At 38.2% G+C, this 15,105-nt stretch carries 16 protein-coding genes; 8 read left to right on the plus strand and 8 right to left on the minus strand.

From position 1 onward, the window contains the following. Positions 1 to 266 precede the first annotated feature (266 nt). Positions 267 to 2,006, plus strand: a complete 1,740-nt coding sequence (locus PQ460_RS00265; RefSeq protein WP_274171350.1) for an ABC-F family ATP-binding cassette domain-containing protein — start codon at positions 267 to 269, stop codon at positions 2,004 to 2,006. Between the two features lie 213 nt (positions 2,007 to 2,219). Next, the gene (locus PQ460_RS00270; RefSeq protein ID WP_274171351.1) at positions 2,220 to 2,342 is read left to right on the plus strand and encodes a hypothetical protein; all 123 of its coding nucleotides are present in this window, start codon (positions 2,220 to 2,222) and stop codon (positions 2,340 to 2,342) included. A gap of 156 nt (positions 2,343 to 2,498) precedes the next feature. Here PQ460_RS00270 and PQ460_RS00275 read toward each other — a convergent pair whose 3' ends face one another. Together PQ460_RS00275 and PQ460_RS00280 are read right to left on the minus strand one after the other, a co-directional pair. Then, on the minus strand, positions 2,499 to 3,686 hold the full coding sequence (locus tag PQ460_RS00275; RefSeq protein ID WP_274171352.1) for an MFS transporter: 1,188 nt from the start codon (positions 3,684 to 3,686) through the stop codon (positions 2,499 to 2,501). Positions 3,687 to 3,831: 145 nt separating this feature from the next. Continuing rightward, entirely contained in the window at positions 3,832 to 4,227 is a 396-nt protein-coding gene (locus PQ460_RS00280; protein ID WP_273614263.1) for a MerR family transcriptional regulator, read from the minus strand. A 230-nt stretch (positions 4,228 to 4,457) separates the two neighbouring features. Between PQ460_RS00280 and PQ460_RS00285 the strand changes: the two genes are divergently transcribed. Further along, positions 4,458 to 4,931: a DinB family protein gene (locus PQ460_RS00285; protein ID WP_274171353.1), complete on the plus strand. Its 474-nt coding sequence runs from the start codon at positions 4,458 to 4,460 to the stop codon at positions 4,929 to 4,931. A 97-nt stretch (positions 4,932 to 5,028) separates the two neighbouring features. Here the strand turns inward: PQ460_RS00285 and PQ460_RS00290 are convergent, their stop codons facing one another. Next, positions 5,029 to 5,451 (minus strand): MerR family transcriptional regulator, encoded by a 423-nt coding sequence (locus PQ460_RS00290; protein WP_273614261.1) that lies wholly within the window; start codon positions 5,449 to 5,451, stop codon positions 5,029 to 5,031. 175 nt (positions 5,452 to 5,626) lie between these two features. Here PQ460_RS00290 and PQ460_RS00295 point away from each other — a divergent pair, with 175 nt between their 5' ends. From PQ460_RS00295 to PQ460_RS00305, 3 genes are all read left to right on the plus strand, one after another. Further along, the gene (locus tag PQ460_RS00295) at positions 5,627 to 6,739 is read left to right on the plus strand and encodes an NADH-dependent flavin oxidoreductase (RefSeq protein ID WP_274171354.1); all 1,113 of its coding nucleotides are present in this window, start codon (positions 5,627 to 5,629) and stop codon (positions 6,737 to 6,739) included. A 302-nt stretch (positions 6,740 to 7,041) separates the two neighbouring features. Then, positions 7,042 to 7,581, plus strand: a complete 540-nt coding sequence (locus tag PQ460_RS00300; RefSeq protein WP_274171355.1) for a hypothetical protein — start codon at positions 7,042 to 7,044, stop codon at positions 7,579 to 7,581. A 1-nt stretch (position 7,582) separates the two neighbouring features. Then, entirely contained in the window at positions 7,583 to 8,146 is a 564-nt protein-coding gene (locus PQ460_RS00305) for a hypothetical protein (RefSeq protein WP_274171356.1), read from the plus strand. On the opposite strand, the gene PQ460_RS00310 is transcribed toward PQ460_RS00305, so the two are convergent. Continuing rightward, positions 8,114 to 8,521, minus strand: a complete 408-nt coding sequence (locus PQ460_RS00310) for a hypothetical protein (RefSeq protein ID WP_274171357.1) — start codon at positions 8,519 to 8,521, stop codon at positions 8,114 to 8,116. The genes PQ460_RS00305 and PQ460_RS00310 overlap by 33 nt on opposite strands. Positions 8,522 to 8,816: 295 nt before the next feature. On the opposite strand from PQ460_RS00310, the gene PQ460_RS00315 reads away from it, so the two are divergent. Together PQ460_RS00315 and PQ460_RS00320 are read left to right on the plus strand one after the other, a co-directional pair. Beyond that, positions 8,817 to 9,965, plus strand: a complete 1,149-nt coding sequence (locus tag PQ460_RS00315) for a PQQ-dependent sugar dehydrogenase (protein ID WP_273614258.1) — start codon at positions 8,817 to 8,819, stop codon at positions 9,963 to 9,965. Between the two features lie 148 nt (positions 9,966 to 10,113). Beyond that, positions 10,114 to 10,953: a P-loop NTPase family protein gene (locus PQ460_RS00320; protein ID WP_274171358.1), complete on the plus strand. Its 840-nt coding sequence runs from the start codon at positions 10,114 to 10,116 to the stop codon at positions 10,951 to 10,953. 151 nt (positions 10,954 to 11,104) lie between these two features. On the opposite strand, the gene PQ460_RS00325 is transcribed toward PQ460_RS00320, so the two are convergent. Genes PQ460_RS00325 through PQ460_RS00340 form a run of 4 tightly spaced genes read right to left on the minus strand, consistent with a single transcriptional unit; the run spans position 11,105 to position 15,051 of the window. Further along, a complete protein-coding gene (locus PQ460_RS00325) occupies positions 11,105 to 11,917 on the minus strand; it encodes an ABC transporter ATP-binding protein (RefSeq protein ID WP_274171359.1) in 813 nt (270 codons plus the stop codon). Further along, complete coding sequence (locus PQ460_RS00330) at positions 11,917 to 12,948, minus strand: FecCD family ABC transporter permease (RefSeq protein ID WP_274171360.1); 1,032 nt, start codon at positions 12,946 to 12,948, stop codon at positions 11,917 to 11,919. The genes PQ460_RS00325 and PQ460_RS00330 overlap by 1 nt, the downstream gene beginning before the upstream one ends. Then, the gene (locus tag PQ460_RS00335) at positions 12,945 to 13,985 is read right to left on the minus strand and encodes a FecCD family ABC transporter permease (RefSeq protein WP_274171361.1); all 1,041 of its coding nucleotides are present in this window, start codon (positions 13,983 to 13,985) and stop codon (positions 12,945 to 12,947) included. The genes PQ460_RS00330 and PQ460_RS00335 overlap by 4 nt, the downstream gene beginning before the upstream one ends. Beyond that, the gene (locus PQ460_RS00340; RefSeq protein WP_274171362.1) at positions 13,978 to 15,051 is read right to left on the minus strand and encodes an iron-siderophore ABC transporter substrate-binding protein; all 1,074 of its coding nucleotides are present in this window, start codon (positions 15,049 to 15,051) and stop codon (positions 13,978 to 13,980) included. The genes PQ460_RS00335 and PQ460_RS00340 overlap by 8 nt, the downstream gene beginning before the upstream one ends. Between the last annotated feature and the right edge of the window lie 54 nt (positions 15,052 to 15,105).

The following is a 15,105-nucleotide window of genomic DNA, read 5'->3' on the forward strand; positions in this document are numbered from 1 at the left end:
TAAATAATTATCAAATAAAATTTTGATTTTAATATAATACCTATGGGTAGCGATATTGAAAGCTTTTATGGTTTTTCTTAATTTGCATGCATCAATAATATAGTTTCCGCAACAATTATTAAAATTTAAATAACGATCAAAAACCACAAATCAATTGTACTTCCCCGTAAACCGTGTTACTCTGAGGAGTGGCACAATTGACACTCTTATTCGGCAAGACTTCTTATACAATTATCACCATTTTAGCTATACAGAAAGGTAACACTATGATAAAAGTTGAAAACTTATCCTTCTCATTTCCGCAAAAAGAACTTTATAACTATATTTCATTTACGCTTGAAGAGGGACAGCATTGTGCTTTTATCGGAACAAGTGGTAGTGGGAAAAGTACGCTGATCGATATTCTGACCGATCCTGAACGGTATTTGTTCGAAGGCAAGCTAGAGATCGACCCGGATTGTAAAATCGGATATGTCAGTCAGTTCTCGCAAGTCGACAAAACCAAACCAATGACGGTTTTTGAATATATTGCAGAAGAATTTATTAAGATCCAAGATGAGATTACAGCGATCTATGCTGAAATGGCAACCACGTCTGATATGGATGCATTGATGGAGAGACATCAATTGGCTTCAGACGCATTTGATGCGATGGACGGAGACAATTTTGAAAATAATATCAACAAGCAGCTCAATCTAGCGAACCTGATGAAGCTCAAAGATCTGGATGTCACTTCTTTAAGCGGTGGTGAATTCAAGCTGATTCAAGTGATGAAAGAAATGCTAGCTCGTCCAGACTTGATGATTATGGATGAACCGGATGTGTTTTTAGATTTTGAGAATCTTAATTCACTGAAAAAATTGATCAATACCCACAAAGGCATGTTACTTGTGGTTACGCATAACCGTTATTTATTGAATCATTGTTTTAACAAAATCATCCACCTTGAAAATACAGAACTCCAAGAATTCGACGGACGTTATATCGATTATAACTTCTCTCTTCTTCAGACAAAGGTCGAGTTGCAAGAACTGACCGTTGCTGAAGCGGAAGAAATTGAGAGAAATGAAAGTATCGTCGATAATCTACGAGAAATCGCTACCTATAACTCAGAAGCATCCCGTGGTAGAGCCCTCAAAGCTAGAGTAAGATTTACCGAAAGACTCGAAGCCCGTCGACTCAAAGCGCCATTTGTAGATATTAAGCAACCGAATATTCATTTGGATATCGATCATGAAATCGAGAGTAGATTTGCGATTAATGTCCGCGATTATAGCGTTTCTTTTGACGAGCTACTTTTGGAAAATGTAACCTTTAAAATGAAGCCTAAAGATAAAGTTGCTCTGATCGGTCCGAACGGTACAGGGAAAACGACATTGCTTCGAGATATTTTCAAAAATAATCATGAAGCAATCGACATCAAGACTGATGCTAGCATGGCGTATTTATCTCAGTTTCAAGGGGAAATGTTAACCGATTCCAATACGATTATAGAAGAATTTATAGAAGCTGGCTTTAAAACGTATGACGAGGTGATCACCTACCTTGCAGAGTACGGCTTTGAAGGCGAAATTTTGAACCAGAAGATAGCTTCTTTGTCCGGTGGAGAGAAAAACTTGCTTCAATTGGCTAAAGTTGCTGCCAGTCACGCCAATGTATTGTTTCTGGATGAACCGACAAGCCATTTAGATACCTATACGCAGATTGCACTGGAAAAAGCGATAGCAGACTATAAAGGTGCGATTCTGATGATTTCGCATGATTTCTATTCGGTTGTGAATGGTATGGATTATGTGTTGATTATTGAAGATAAAACAGTTAAAAAAATGAGTATGGTTGAATTTAAAGAGATGATTTATACGAGTCATTTTAATAAAGGATATCTGGAAGCAGAGCAAAATAAAAAAGCTGTTGAAATGAAAATCGAACTAGCGTTAAAAGATACGAATTTCGAACTTGCCAAGCGTCTACTAGACGAACTGGAAGAATTGATTAAGTTGGTTTAACGGACAGCGATACGATTAGAGTGAATAAGCTATAGTTCAGCAATAAAATAAGATGATAGAAAAGCCTCTATACAGCAAAAAGACACTGGTGCATCACATCTCAGTGTCTTTTTTGTTGTACAGATGTCTTTGTCGCTAGGGCTCAGCATCACTTTTTGATTTGCGATAGTGGGGATGAGAAGATATCGAACACAGCCACTACAGCAAACAAATTTGAAGTATAAAGTATCATTTATCTACATCAACAACACTCGTATGATCTTTTATTTGGCTGTGATGGTCGATTTCCTGATTCCACAGACAGAAGACGCGATTCGCGAAAGAAATGCGCAGTAGATTTCGCTGACCCATTTTTTATAGTAAATGCATAAAATCAAAGACCACTTTCTACTAGCACAAGAAGTGGTCTTTTTATTTTACCTATTTTCGATTAAAGTTCAGATTGCAATATAGTTAGTTCTTCAAGCTATCCGCACCTACATATAAAGTAGATTATAGTCTTACTTCACTAGACGGTTGAAATCTTTTTTTAGAATCAAAAAACTTAATCTTGACCACAATACAGCCCAATGCAAGCAGTAGAAATAAAATACCACTCCACGTAATCGAATGTATTCCGATCTGCGATATAAACCATCCGCCAGACGTTGTTCCAATCGTAACTCCCAAGTTAGCAAACGAGACAAATAAGCTATTAGCAAATTCCGGCGCTTCCGAGGCTTCTGAAGTGAGCCAGGTCTGACTGACAATTAGACCACTGGTAAACACAGCTCCCCACAACAGAATAATGATTATCATAGGAATTGTATAACTGCCCATATAATAGACCAGTAGATAAATAATACCGAGTGCAAAAGGATAGACAATAGTGGTTTTTAGCATATTTCTACTTAAATATGTAGCTGCTCGTATATTGCCAACGATTCCGCTCGCACCAAAAAGAATTAACATAATACTAACTACTTTGCCACTCATCCCGGTTACGACTTGAAGATATTCTGCAAAATAAGAATAAACAGAATATAAAGAAGCTAGAAATAAACAAGCTGTTGCAATTGTAAGCCAGAGTTGTGGTTTTTTCAGTACGGTTAACTGTTTGCCAAAAGATAACTTTGTCTCAACCGGTAATGTTGGAATAAAGACCACAATGCCAAGTAGCGCGATCGCATTGATTACCGCTGAAAATAGAAATGCGGTTTCAAGTGAAAACTGGTCGCCTATAAAAGCAGTGATCGGAACACCTAATACCATACCTATCGTTAAGCCAGTAAATACTTTGCCTACGGCGATTGCACTTTGCTCTTTGGGTACAGAGCTTGCCGCAGCTGCAAAAGCGACAGAAAAATAGACAGGGTGTAGAAAAGCAGGTAAAAGCCGAAAGATCATCAAAGCTTCATAACTGGGAGCAAATGCAGAGAAAATATTAGCGATCGTAAATACAAGAAGTACACTAACTAGAACCCTTTTTCGATTGAACCTTGAAAGTAAAAGAGTCATAAACGGGCCAAAAATAGCAATGATCAAAGCAAACATGCTCACTAACATTCCTGCTTGAGATACACTGATTTGAAAATGTTCAGCGATTTTTGGCAAAATACCAACGATGCCAAACTCTGTATTTGTAATACCGAATACGCCGAGTGCAATCGCATAAGTGAAAAATGTTTTATTGGAGTACAACACAATCATCCTTTCGAAATTTAGTTGACTAATTCAATTGATTTAGTTGGTTTTATCATAAAGCCTCAACTATCCTATAAGAACTAGCAGGGAACGTATTCTAGCTGGATAGGTTGAGGACATGGTGAAGAAAAGCAGATGATATTTACTCGGCAGATGATTGTTTTGATTGGTAATCGTGTTCCATTCCTTTGTAAGTAACGATCTTATCGGCGAGTAAATCCATATTGTGCTGTAATTCTCTCATTTTCTGCTGTACTTCTGCGTAGTGCTCTTCGAGAAGAATCCTCCTTGTTGTTAGAGTAGAATCACCTTGTCTTCGAAGTTCGGCAATTTCAAGCATATTGGTAATAGACATTCCTGTTGCTTTAAGACGGGTGAGAAATTGAATCCATGTTAAGTCTGCTGAAGAATAGCAACGATACCCGAGCTCATTGCGATCAATCGAAGACAACAGTCCGATATTTTCATAATATCGAAGGGTGTGGACACTAAGACCTGTGACAGTAGCTACTTGTCGAATCGTTAATAATGTTTCCATGAGACAAAGTATATACCTTCGAGTAAACTCTAATGCAAGTTTTTTTTCGCAGTACATTTTATGATGAAGAGCATAGTAGAATAAGGATAGTGGGATCGCTGTAATCTATACATATGACCTGTATAACTAGAAGATTAATAAGAAAGGGTATGAAATAATAAGAGGTAAAATACAGTAGAGCAGTTGCAAAAAATTCAAATATTCTGCTGGAAGAAAAGAGGAAGATACGCATGAACATCTATTGTCAGGGGATTTTTAAGCAGATGGATATGGCTGTCGATTCTGTAATTAAGCTTATTAACACATTGAGTGACGATGATCTGAGTGTTAGACCAACGGCAGAGAAAATGTCTATTGGAGAATTGCTTGCGCACATGTCTGTACTTTGCAAAGCAGACTTTCTGATCGGAAAAGGGGTTACAGAAGAGGAGATCGATCGTTTCTATGAAGAAGCGGAACCTGCCCCTCATCTAAGTGCTATCGCAGAAGCTTTACTACATCATTATGCTTTTCTCAAAGAAGGCATAGCAGAGCTAGAAGAATCCGAACTTTTACAACAAACCACAGCATTCTGGGGTGGTACACATTCCCGGTATGAATGGCTTTTGGATACCCAAGCACACTTCTACCATCATCGTGGACAATTACATGCGATGCTCGTTCATGTGTTGAAGCGGGAGCCGAATGTGCAATTGTTTGAATAAAATACATATAGCCCTGCACGCTAACTTCAATACTGTTAGGATGCAGGGCACTTTTTTTAGATCACAACACTTGATATACATAATGATCTTTTGGATATTAATTAACAATATTTACTTCCATACCATGACATTTGAAAACATGATCAGGGTTGTTTTTAATATCTTCTTTCTGCAGATCATACATCGCTAGTTTGTAATTGATTTCTTCCAGATGTTTTAATTCTTCTTCAATATGTTTTTGTATTTCTAATTTATGAATTTTTAACATTTCTTCTCTTTCCAAAAAAGTAGAATTGCCTGCTTCAAAAAGCTCTTTATACTCTTTGATTTTGGCAATAGACATTCCTGTTTCTCGAAGACAACGAATAAAAGCAAGCCAATCTATATTTTGTTCGGTATAGACTCGTCTTCCTTTTTCATCGCGGGAGATATTAGGTAAGATGCCTTGCTCTTCATAAAATCTTAGCGTTTTCGCAGAAATATTTACATTTTCGATAACATAATTCATGGTATAGACCATATTATTTTCTCCACCTTTTAGTTACAGTTACTGTAACTAGATCATAGCATAAAAGCAGAAGTGGAAACTATAAAAATATTAGTAATGCTATAAAAAATTCTTCTTTACTTCCCCTTACGTCAACCAATTACAATAAGTATTGTAAAGAAAATATAATATAAAGAGGGATACCGATATGAATACAAAATATAGCAAGTTATTTGAACCGTTTACTTTTAAAAGTGGAGTCACCATTAACAATAGAGTGGTTATGGCACCGATGACCACATGGGCAAGCAATGAAGATCTTACCGTTTCCGATGAAGAAGTAGACTATTATCAAGAACGTGTAAATGGGGTTGGACTTGTAATTACAGGATGTACGCATGTGACTCCGAATGGACAAGGATTTACACATGAATTTGCAGGATATGCTGATGAGTTTGTACCGAGTCTACAAAAATTAGCGAAAGTCACCCAAAGTGGAGGCGCACCAGCTATCTTACAGATTTTCCATGCAGGTAATAAAGCATTGCCAGACTTGGATGTTGTCAGTGCAAGTGCATTACCTTCTGAAAGTACAGCTCTTGGAGCAACCGCAGCAGCAAGAGAATTATCACATGAAGAAGTGCTGTCGATGATTCAAGCTTTTGGAGATACAACAAGAAGAGCGATAGAAGCAGGATTCGACGGAGTTGAGATTCATGGCGCTCATGGATTTTTAATTCAAAACTTCTGGTCACCATCGACGAACCAACGGACAGACCAATGGGGCGGTACGCTTGAGAACCGACTACGTTTTCCATTAGCGATTATTGAAGAGATCAAATCTGTTATAGCAAAACATGCTACCAAGCCGTTCATGGTAGGCTATCGCTTGTCACCAGAAGAATCATCCAAAGCCGATGGATTGCGTATGCAAGATACGTATCAATTAATCGATTTTCTGGTAGAACAAGATCTGGATTATATTCATGCTTCGTTAGATCATTTGTCCTCTAAGCCAGTAGATGCTCAAGATGATCGCACCAGACTTGAATTAATTTTGGAAAAAGCAAATGGCAGAGTACCTGTATTAGCAGCCGGTTCTGTAGTTACAGCAGATCAAGCTCTTGAACATGTAGAATCAGGATTACCACTGATTGCGCTTGGACATACAATAATTATGAATCCTGATTGGGTGGAGAAAGTAGAAAGCGGACGTGAGTCTGAAATTACTTCCGAATTAAATCTTTCCCGTATTCAGCTTCCAGAAAAACTGGTAACTGTTATTCAAGGAATGCCCGGTTGGTTTAACATGAGTAAATAATACGAGATAAATGTTCTCCTAAAATAGTATTGCGAAGAAAGAGATCATCTATAGGGTGGTCTCTTTTTATTGATTATATTAGAATTAAATAAAATTACTTTATGTATAGTTATAGTATTTGAAATTGTAGATTAGTATTTACTTTCGTTAAAATTTGTGTTGATAAAAGCTTAAGATAGGTAAAATAAAAATAAATTATTAAGGTTTATATATCCAAAAAACCTAATTTGAGGATATAATAAAATAAATTATCCTCTTTTATCATTTAAGAATTTAGAAAACTAATTAACTATTACAAGCAGGTGGAAATAATACAAACACAATTAACAATTGAAGTGAATGAAAATGTTTACGAGAGAATAAAGCAAATTTTTGCTGTTGCCCAAGAGTATAATTTAACTGAGGTAGTTAAAAATAATATTGTAATTAATTCTTCTGATGAAAAAATTTATTATACCCTTAATGTTTCGAAAGCAGAATTTGAGAACTATCCAAATTTTAAAATGAAATTGCTTGAATCAGCTTATTCTAATAAAGAGAATTTGAGTATTACTAAATTAAAAAGCTATTCTTATCATGCTTTTCATTCTATAAACCCGAGCAAAGAATTTATAAGATTCGATTTTGAACCGTTTAAACAAAAGTATGCGCCTATTCATATTAATGCAAATAAACAGAGGTGGGGAGATCATTTAGTTTATCCAGATGATACAAATTTAGATATTTCTAAGATGAGTTGCCCTATAGCATTAAAAATCTTTAAGCGTTACGCTAAAGATAAAGATGATTTTCCAACTAATCAAGAAACTAATGAAGAATACGTAAAAATAATCGAAATGTGAGATGAAAAATTTGGAAAAAATAAAATCCTTTTTTAATGAAAGTATAAGTTATTGTATAGAAAATGATATTGAAAAATTAATTATGTTTATCAAAGATGAAAAGGCGATTTTAAATATCAAATCTTTTTTAGAAGAAGAAAAATTTAATCTTAAATTAATTGCAGTTACATTTCCAGCAAATGAAAAAATGTATCAATTAGATGATGAAGAAAATATTAGTGATTTTATTCCAGAGGCAGCAAATGGAAAAAAAATAAAAAATATTTTAAAAGATAAAGATATATCATTGGTTTCAGGTCCTTTGCCTTTTGAAGGAATTGTAATACCAGGAGAGAATTATAATCCTTATAAAATAATAGAGCAGACTTTTAACATAGTTAATCCTGGACTATCTAATCTTGTTCAAACAGTTTTAATTGCCACAGATTGCGGAGAAGTATCTCCTGGAGAAAGAGTAGTTGTTATGAATGCAATTATAGCAATTGATACTATTGGTACAAATACAAGGCTATTATTTCATCCGGAAGAAGGTTTAAGAATAAAGAAAGTTATAACAGCAGTTTAATAAAAAACAAGGAATCCAATTGGATTCCTTGTTTTTTATTTCAGTATATTCTTTTTTAATGTTTTCTTTTGAACAATTATTATCCTCTGTTAAAAAGGGAGTATTTTGAACAAAATCATTAGATGAAGGAAGATGATTAAGATCATTTATATTTCCATTGAATTCGATATAAATATCAAGAGTATTAATCCATTTTTCTCGGATTTCTTCAGAAAAATTCATAGAGTTGCTTTTTCCATTAAGGAAATCAAGAGTATTAAGTCTATAAGTTTTCTCTAAGTCGATTAGTTCTTGATGAGCAGAATCTGGTTGGGTTTTAAAATTTTCAACGGGTAGAATTTCTCTCAATTGATTTAGCATTTCATCGATGTTCATAAAAACACCTTCTTTTATTTAGTTTTTTCTACTATTAATAATAATACATAGAAAGATGAAAAGCAAAAGATATTGACTTGAAATCTTAAAAAATAAAATATTTTAATATAAAGATTAAACATTCTATGAAATAAGTATAGCAATATAATTTTTTATACTTCCTACTAAGTAATTAAAATACAAACTAAATTTAATTCTTAAACTTTAATATTATATATTTAAAACTTATTTATCTTTCCCCGATTAAACACACCTCCAACGGGTAAAGAACAACTAAAGGAAAAGGAGGAATATAATGTTTAATATGAAATCAAAAGGGAAAGCATTAACGGTAGCCGTATTGATTGCTCTACCGCTATCTACTGTCGCGGGTATCATACCATCTATATCCTCATCAGAAACGGCAATCGCTGCTACGACATCGACAACTACTCCATCCAAAATTACCAGTGCGTTAAAAGGTGGCTACACAGTAGCAGGAACGAAGCTAGATGTACCATGGTCTATGCAGTTCTCTGGCAATACGGTGTATATCACACAACGTGGTGGCGGTATCGTACAGATTAAGAATGGGAAGCAAACCGTACAAAAAGTGCAAACTAAAAAGCCACTTCGTGTTGTAGGTGAAGCAGGATTGACAGGCTTCGTACTTGATCCTAAATTTACTAAAAATAAAATGGCATATATTTATCATGCGTATGAGAAAAATGGACAAGGATTCAATCGAATCGTTAAAGTGAAGTTAGTCGGCAACGTCTGGAAAGAGCAAAGCAAATTGGTAGAAGGTATTCCCGGCGGACGTATTCATGAAGGTGGACGTTTAGCTTTTGGGCCGGACGGTATGCTGTATAGCACAGCCGGTGAGACCAATGTCAGAGAGCTTTCTCAAGATCTGGATAGCTTGGGTGGCAAGATTCTACGGATGACTTCTACCGGTAAAATTCCTAAAGACAACCCGATCAAAAATTCATACGTTTATGCTTATGGACTACGTAATTCGCAAGGAATCGCATGGACATCTGATGGCAAATTGTATGCATCTGACCATGGCCCAAGTGGCGCACCAATACCAGGTGGTGGCACTGATCGCACAGGGCTAGATGAAATGAATCTAATCAAACCCGGTTCCAACTATGGCTGGCCTAAGATTATGGGCACCGAAACAGCGCCAAATATGGTCTCACCGCTCTATGTAGCTAGTTCCAAAGCGATTGCTCCATCCGGTATCGCGACGACTCCAGACGATAAAATACTTGTCGCTACACTGGCAGGCAAAAGTCTGAAAGAATTCGATCCTATCTCCAAAAAAATGACTGATATCTTAACCGATGTCGGACGTGTACGTGATGTAGCGATCCATAACGGTAAAATTTATGTGATTACTAACAATACCGCAGGCGGAACACCAGAAAAGAACGATGATCGCTTGCTGATTTTAAAATAAGTAAAGGTCATTATAGGTATATCTACTACTTGATGATCCAAATAAAAAGAAGTAATCCGAGCATGAGGTCTGTGCTGGATTACTTCTTTTTCTATGATCTACACCAAAGTGGTATGATCTAATAGAATACAGTAGGAGAGGAGAATATATGAAAAATACTCAGTTGATTATTGTCGAAGGTCTGATGGGAACAGGCAAAACTTCTACAGCTTCTTTTATCGGGAAATATGTAGAACAACAGCATAGGAAAGCAAGTGTATTTTTGGAAGGAGATCTGGATCATCCGATTGATTTCGAAGGTGTCGCTTGTCTGAATGAACAAGAGTACAATTTATTATTGCATCAGTTTGCACATGAGCAAGAATGTATTCAGCAGATGGTTCATGTTGAGGGTCACAATTACTTTTTCTCGTACAAAAAAGCAAAACAGATATTACAGGATACCTTTCCAGACGATCTATATACATATATAGCGACTTATGATATTTACGAATTACCGTTAGCTCGACATTGCGAATTGATGTTACAGAGTTGGAGAGATTTTGCAGAACGATTAGTATCTACCGATGAAGTAGTTATTGTAGAATGTTGTTTTTTTCAAAATCCAATGTGTATGTTATTAGCAAAAAATAACGCAGATCAAGCCGTAATTACGGAGTATATTCTGGAACTGAGCGATATTATTAAGCCACTTCAACCGGTGCTTATTTATTTGTATCAAGAAAATATCCGCCAGACACTTCATAAAGTGAGTGTAGAACGATCAACGGAATGGTTAGAGTTTGTGATCTGGTATTATACAGAACAGGAATACGGCAAAGCACATCAATGGAGCGGACTGGATGGACTGATAGAATGTCTGCAAGTGCGAAGAACATTAGAATTAGAAATTTTCGAGCAATTGAATATAAATAAATTGCGAATTGATCACTCCACATATGGTTGGGAACACACCCAGCAAGAGCTTATTCATTATTTAAATGAGTAGAAAAGCAAACTATTCAAAGCTATATATTTCTATGATAGAACCTATGTAATCGCTAGCATAAATGAACAATAACTAACAAGAGGTTCTTCCAGATATATAGTATCTAGGAGAACCTCTTGTTGTATTTTATAAATCTACGCTCCATCTATCTTTACACCGTAATACTACTTCCATGATACCGTCCCTTTGGCACGACTAATGGTGAGCCAGAGATAGGGTCGGGAATTACAGTACATTCCAATCCAAAAATCTCTTTCACTCGCTCACTGGTAACCACTTCCGCAGGTGTTCCCTGAGCAACGAGCTTGCCAGTATGCAGAGCAAACATATGATCCGCATAGCGCGCGGATAAGTTGATATCATGAAGTACCATTACGATAGTAGTACCATGCTTGCGATTCAGATCGGTTAGTAGATCGAGAATTTCTACCTGATACGTAATATCTAGAAAAGTAGTCGGTTCATCCAAAAATAAAATATCGGTTTGTTGCGCCAAAGCCATTGCGATCCAGACCCGTTGACGTTGTCCACCGGACAATTCGTCGATATTATGATTAGCGAATTGCGTGATATCCATAATGGTCATCGCTTCTGCAACAGCTTCGTAATCTTTTTTGCTCCAGCTTCCGAACATTTTCTGATGAGGGAACCGTCCTCGTCCAACCAGATCAGCTACTGAAATTCCTTCAGGCACAATAGGCGACTGGGGGAGCAGTCCAATGATACGTGCTAACGATTTAGCAGGGAATTTGCTAATCGGCTTACCATCCAAAGTAACATGACCGGATGTTGGCTTAATCAATCGTGCCAGTGTTTTGAGTAGCGTCGATTTACCGCAACCATTTGACCCGATAATGACACTGATCTGATGACTGGGTATCGTCAGGTCTACGCCATGAATAACAGTTTTATGTTCATAACCTGCGACTAATTGTTCTGCTTGAAACAGATGTGTCGGCTTCATTATAGTTCCCCCTTTTGATTCATTCGGATAAGCAAGAAGATGAGATAAGGCGCTCCGAGTAATCCGGTAATGATACCTACGGGGAATCTGTACTCAAAAGCAAATTGTCCGATCAGATCGGCTGCCAGCACAAGATTAACGCCGACTAATCCTGCGGGCAGAATATTGGATGAACCTACACCGACTAATCGTTTGGCAATCGGGCCGGCTAGAAATGATACAAAAGCGATTGGCCCTGTAGTGGCTGTCGCAATCGCTACCATACATACTGAGCTGACGATCAGCACAATTCGTGTCATATCTGTATTTACACCTAAAGAAAAAGCAGATTGTTCGCCCAATTCTAAAATGCTCAAATGTTTGCTAAGCCCCATAATCAGCGGCGCACCGATCAGCACAATAATAATCAGCGGTGGCAGTTCACGCATCTGTGATCCATTCAGACTTCCTGTTAACCACCGAAGAGCGGACGGAATATCTTGCTGAGCACTGATAAGTAGCAGATAAGAGATCACCGCATCTAACATCGCCTGAATCCCGATACCGACTAAAATTAAGCGCCCGATGGAAAAGACTTTACCTCTAGACAAGATATAAATAAAAATAACTGTCATTAACCCTGCTATCACTGAAGCCATCGAGATGACTGCGTTATTAGCATGAAGAATAACAATACAAAATACGGCTGCTGCACTTGCACCTGACGTAATCCCGATCACATTCGGATTCGCCAGTGGATTGCGTAATATGGTCTGAAAAGTATATCCAGCTACGCCAAAAGCAAACCCGGCAAAAAGACCTGCCAACATACGTGGCAAACGAATCGTACTGACAGCAAATGAAACGCCTTTGATCTTTTCCCCTGATAGTGCACGAAGTACATCTTCAAGAGGATAGATCGTATTGCCCAGTACAAGCATAGCGCAGCAAAGCACAACAGCAAGTATCCCAAGCAGTCCGGTCACAAGCAACCAGCGGCGGTATCGTTGACGTCTACCTGCTTGGATAAATTCAATTGCAGACTGGCTCATAGTGAACGCACTTTCGAGCGCATCGCCAAGACGATTAAGATAGGAGCACCGATAAAGGCGGTGACTACACCAACTTCAAGCTCACCCGGGTTACTGATCAGTCTGCCGCCGACATCAGATACCGTCAAAATAATAGCGCCTGTAATAGCCGACATCGGGATCACCAATCGTAAATCAGCTCCCAAAATCAGCCGTATGACATGAGTAGCCAGTAAGCCGACAAAGCCTATCGGGCCTGCCAATGCTGTAGCCGCTCCGCATAATAGAACCCCTGCTAATGCCGCGATGAATCGCAATGTTCCGGTGCGTACACCGAGTCCTGTAGCAACATCATCACCAAGTGCAAGTGCGTTCAGTGCAGGTGCTGTGATCAGACCGATTAACAATCCGACCGCCAAAAACGGGATAAAGGTAGCAATCGCGCTCCAATTGGCAGAGCCGACGCTACCCACTTGCCAGAATCTAAATTGATCCATTACATACGAGCGAGGAATCATAATGGCTGTAACGAGTGAAGAAAGTGCCGCACTGGTCGCTGCTCCTGCTAACACAAGCTTGATCGGTGTAGCTCCGCCACGCCCCATCGAGCCGATTCCAAATACGAATACTGCTGTGATCGCTGCTCCCGCTAGTGCTAACCAGATATACTGACCAGCATGACTAATATTGAGAAAAGCAATCCCGAATACAACAAATAACGATGCTCCTGTATTGACTCCCAGTATACTAGGATCAGCGATCGGGTTACGGGTAACTGCTTGCATTAATGCTCCCGATACACCCAGTGCTGCTCCGCAACATAAGCTGAATACGGTACGAGAAATTCGTTTGCGTACGATATTAGCGCCATAGGTATCGACATTGGGATGAAATAAACCATTCATTAATTCATGCCACCCCACTGATCGTGAACCTAAGACCAGTGAGGCAACAATAGTGAGAATCAGTAAGACCAAGCAACTAATCAGCACCCATATGAAATGTTTAGGTAGATGTGAATGTACCTGTTTATCATGAGAAAGAGTTGAACTATCCATTTACTTTATCAGCAGCAGCACCGATTAATTTCAAATATTCATCGATGGTGTAGGAGATCGAAAGTGGATTAGGTGTTCCAGCAGCAACCAGAGGTGTATCGCTTGTAATAAACGCTACAGAACCTCTTTGGATCGCAGGAATTTTGCCTAACAATGGATCAGCTTTGACGGCTTGATACAATTTGTCATCACCATAGCCGATTAAGATATCTGCATCATTTAATGCTTCTGCATTTTCAGCACTCAAGCTTAAAGAGTAGCTTTTAGGATCTTTGATTTCTTTTGTAATACTTGCAGGTGCTTCCATACCTAATTCTTTTAAGAAAGCGACACGCGAATCAGCAGGTGTATAGATATGAAGCTTCGACATATCGGTATCAGAGAAATTCACCCACACAACAGTTTTACCTTTGATTTGCGGGTAAGCACTTAACTTGTCATTCACTAATTTTTCGGTATCTTTGATCAATTGTTCGCCTTGAGCTTTCATACCCATACCTGTTGCATTCAGTAGAACTTGTTCACGCCACGTAGTTGCCCAAGGAGCGGTTGGATAAGCGACTACAGGAGCAATCTGGCTAAGTGTATCGTAATCTTCTTGCGTAATACCGGAATAAGCAGCCAGAATCACATCTGGATTAGAATCGGAAATGGCTTCAAAATCAAGTCCATCGGTATCCTGAAAAACGTTTGGATTTTTCACGCCAAGTTCATCTAGCTTTTTGGCTGTCCATGGCAAAAGCCCGCTACCGTCTTGAACACCAAAGTTCGCTGCCGAAAATCCGACAGGCACAACGCCAAGCGCAAGAGCTACATCCTGATTCGCCCATTGTACAGTAGCTACACGTTCAGGCTTGCTTTCGATTACTGTCTCGCCAAGCGCATGCTTGATTACAATCGGATATTGTGTCGTATCTGCCGGTGTAGCAGTCTCCGTAGTGGTCGATTCTGTTGGAGCTGGAGTAGTTGTAGATGCTGTTTGATTGTTGGAACAACCAACAAGCGCAACAATCGACAACATTAAGATCAGTACCGCGGTAAAAGATAACTTCTGTCTAGTATTCATAATGATCCCCTTTCGTACTCGATCCGTATCGGTCGTAGCACTTTATCGCTAATG

It is taken from the genome of Paenibacillus sp. KACC 21273, from assembly GCF_028736095.1.
Taxonomy (GTDB): Bacteria; Bacillota; Bacilli; order Paenibacillales; family Paenibacillaceae; genus Saccharibacillus; species Saccharibacillus kyungheensis.

Excerpts from the sequence above, each read along its gene's own strand:
- PQ460_RS00320 (WP_274171358.1), top strand. The coding sequence starts at position 10,114 with ATGAAAAATACTCAGTTGATTATTGTCGAAGGTCTGATGGGAACAGGC.
- PQ460_RS00265 (WP_274171350.1), top strand. The coding sequence starts at position 267 with ATGATAAAAGTTGAAAACTTATCCTTCTCATTTCCGCAAAAAGAACTT.
- PQ460_RS00280 (WP_273614263.1), bottom strand. The coding sequence starts at position 4,227 with ATGGAAACATTATTAACGATTCGACAAGTAGCTACTGTCACAGGTCTT.
- PQ460_RS00305 (WP_274171356.1), top strand. The coding sequence starts at position 7,583 with ATGAAAAATTTGGAAAAAATAAAATCCTTTTTTAATGAAAGTATAAGT.
- PQ460_RS00310 (WP_274171357.1), bottom strand. The coding sequence starts at position 8,521 with ATGAACATCGATGAAATGCTAAATCAATTGAGAGAAATTCTACCCGTT.
- PQ460_RS00315 (WP_273614258.1), top strand. The coding sequence starts at position 8,817 with ATGTTTAATATGAAATCAAAAGGGAAAGCATTAACGGTAGCCGTATTG.
- PQ460_RS00295 (WP_274171354.1), top strand. The coding sequence starts at position 5,627 with ATGAATACAAAATATAGCAAGTTATTTGAACCGTTTACTTTTAAAAGT.
- PQ460_RS00325 (WP_274171359.1), bottom strand. The coding sequence starts at position 11,917 with ATGAAGCCGACACATCTGTTTCAAGCAGAACAATTAGTCGCAGGTTAT.
- PQ460_RS00340 (WP_274171362.1), bottom strand. The coding sequence starts at position 15,051 with ATGAATACTAGACAGAAGTTATCTTTTACCGCGGTACTGATCTTAATG.
- PQ460_RS00285 (WP_274171353.1), top strand. The coding sequence starts at position 4,458 with ATGAACATCTATTGTCAGGGGATTTTTAAGCAGATGGATATGGCTGTC.
- PQ460_RS00335 (WP_274171361.1), bottom strand. The coding sequence starts at position 13,985 with ATGGATAGTTCAACTCTTTCTCATGATAAACAGGTACATTCACATCTA.
- PQ460_RS00290 (WP_273614261.1), bottom strand. The coding sequence starts at position 5,451 with ATGGTCTATACCATGAATTATGTTATCGAAAATGTAAATATTTCTGCG.
- PQ460_RS00330 (WP_274171360.1), bottom strand. The coding sequence starts at position 12,948 with ATGAGCCAGTCTGCAATTGAATTTATCCAAGCAGGTAGACGTCAACGA.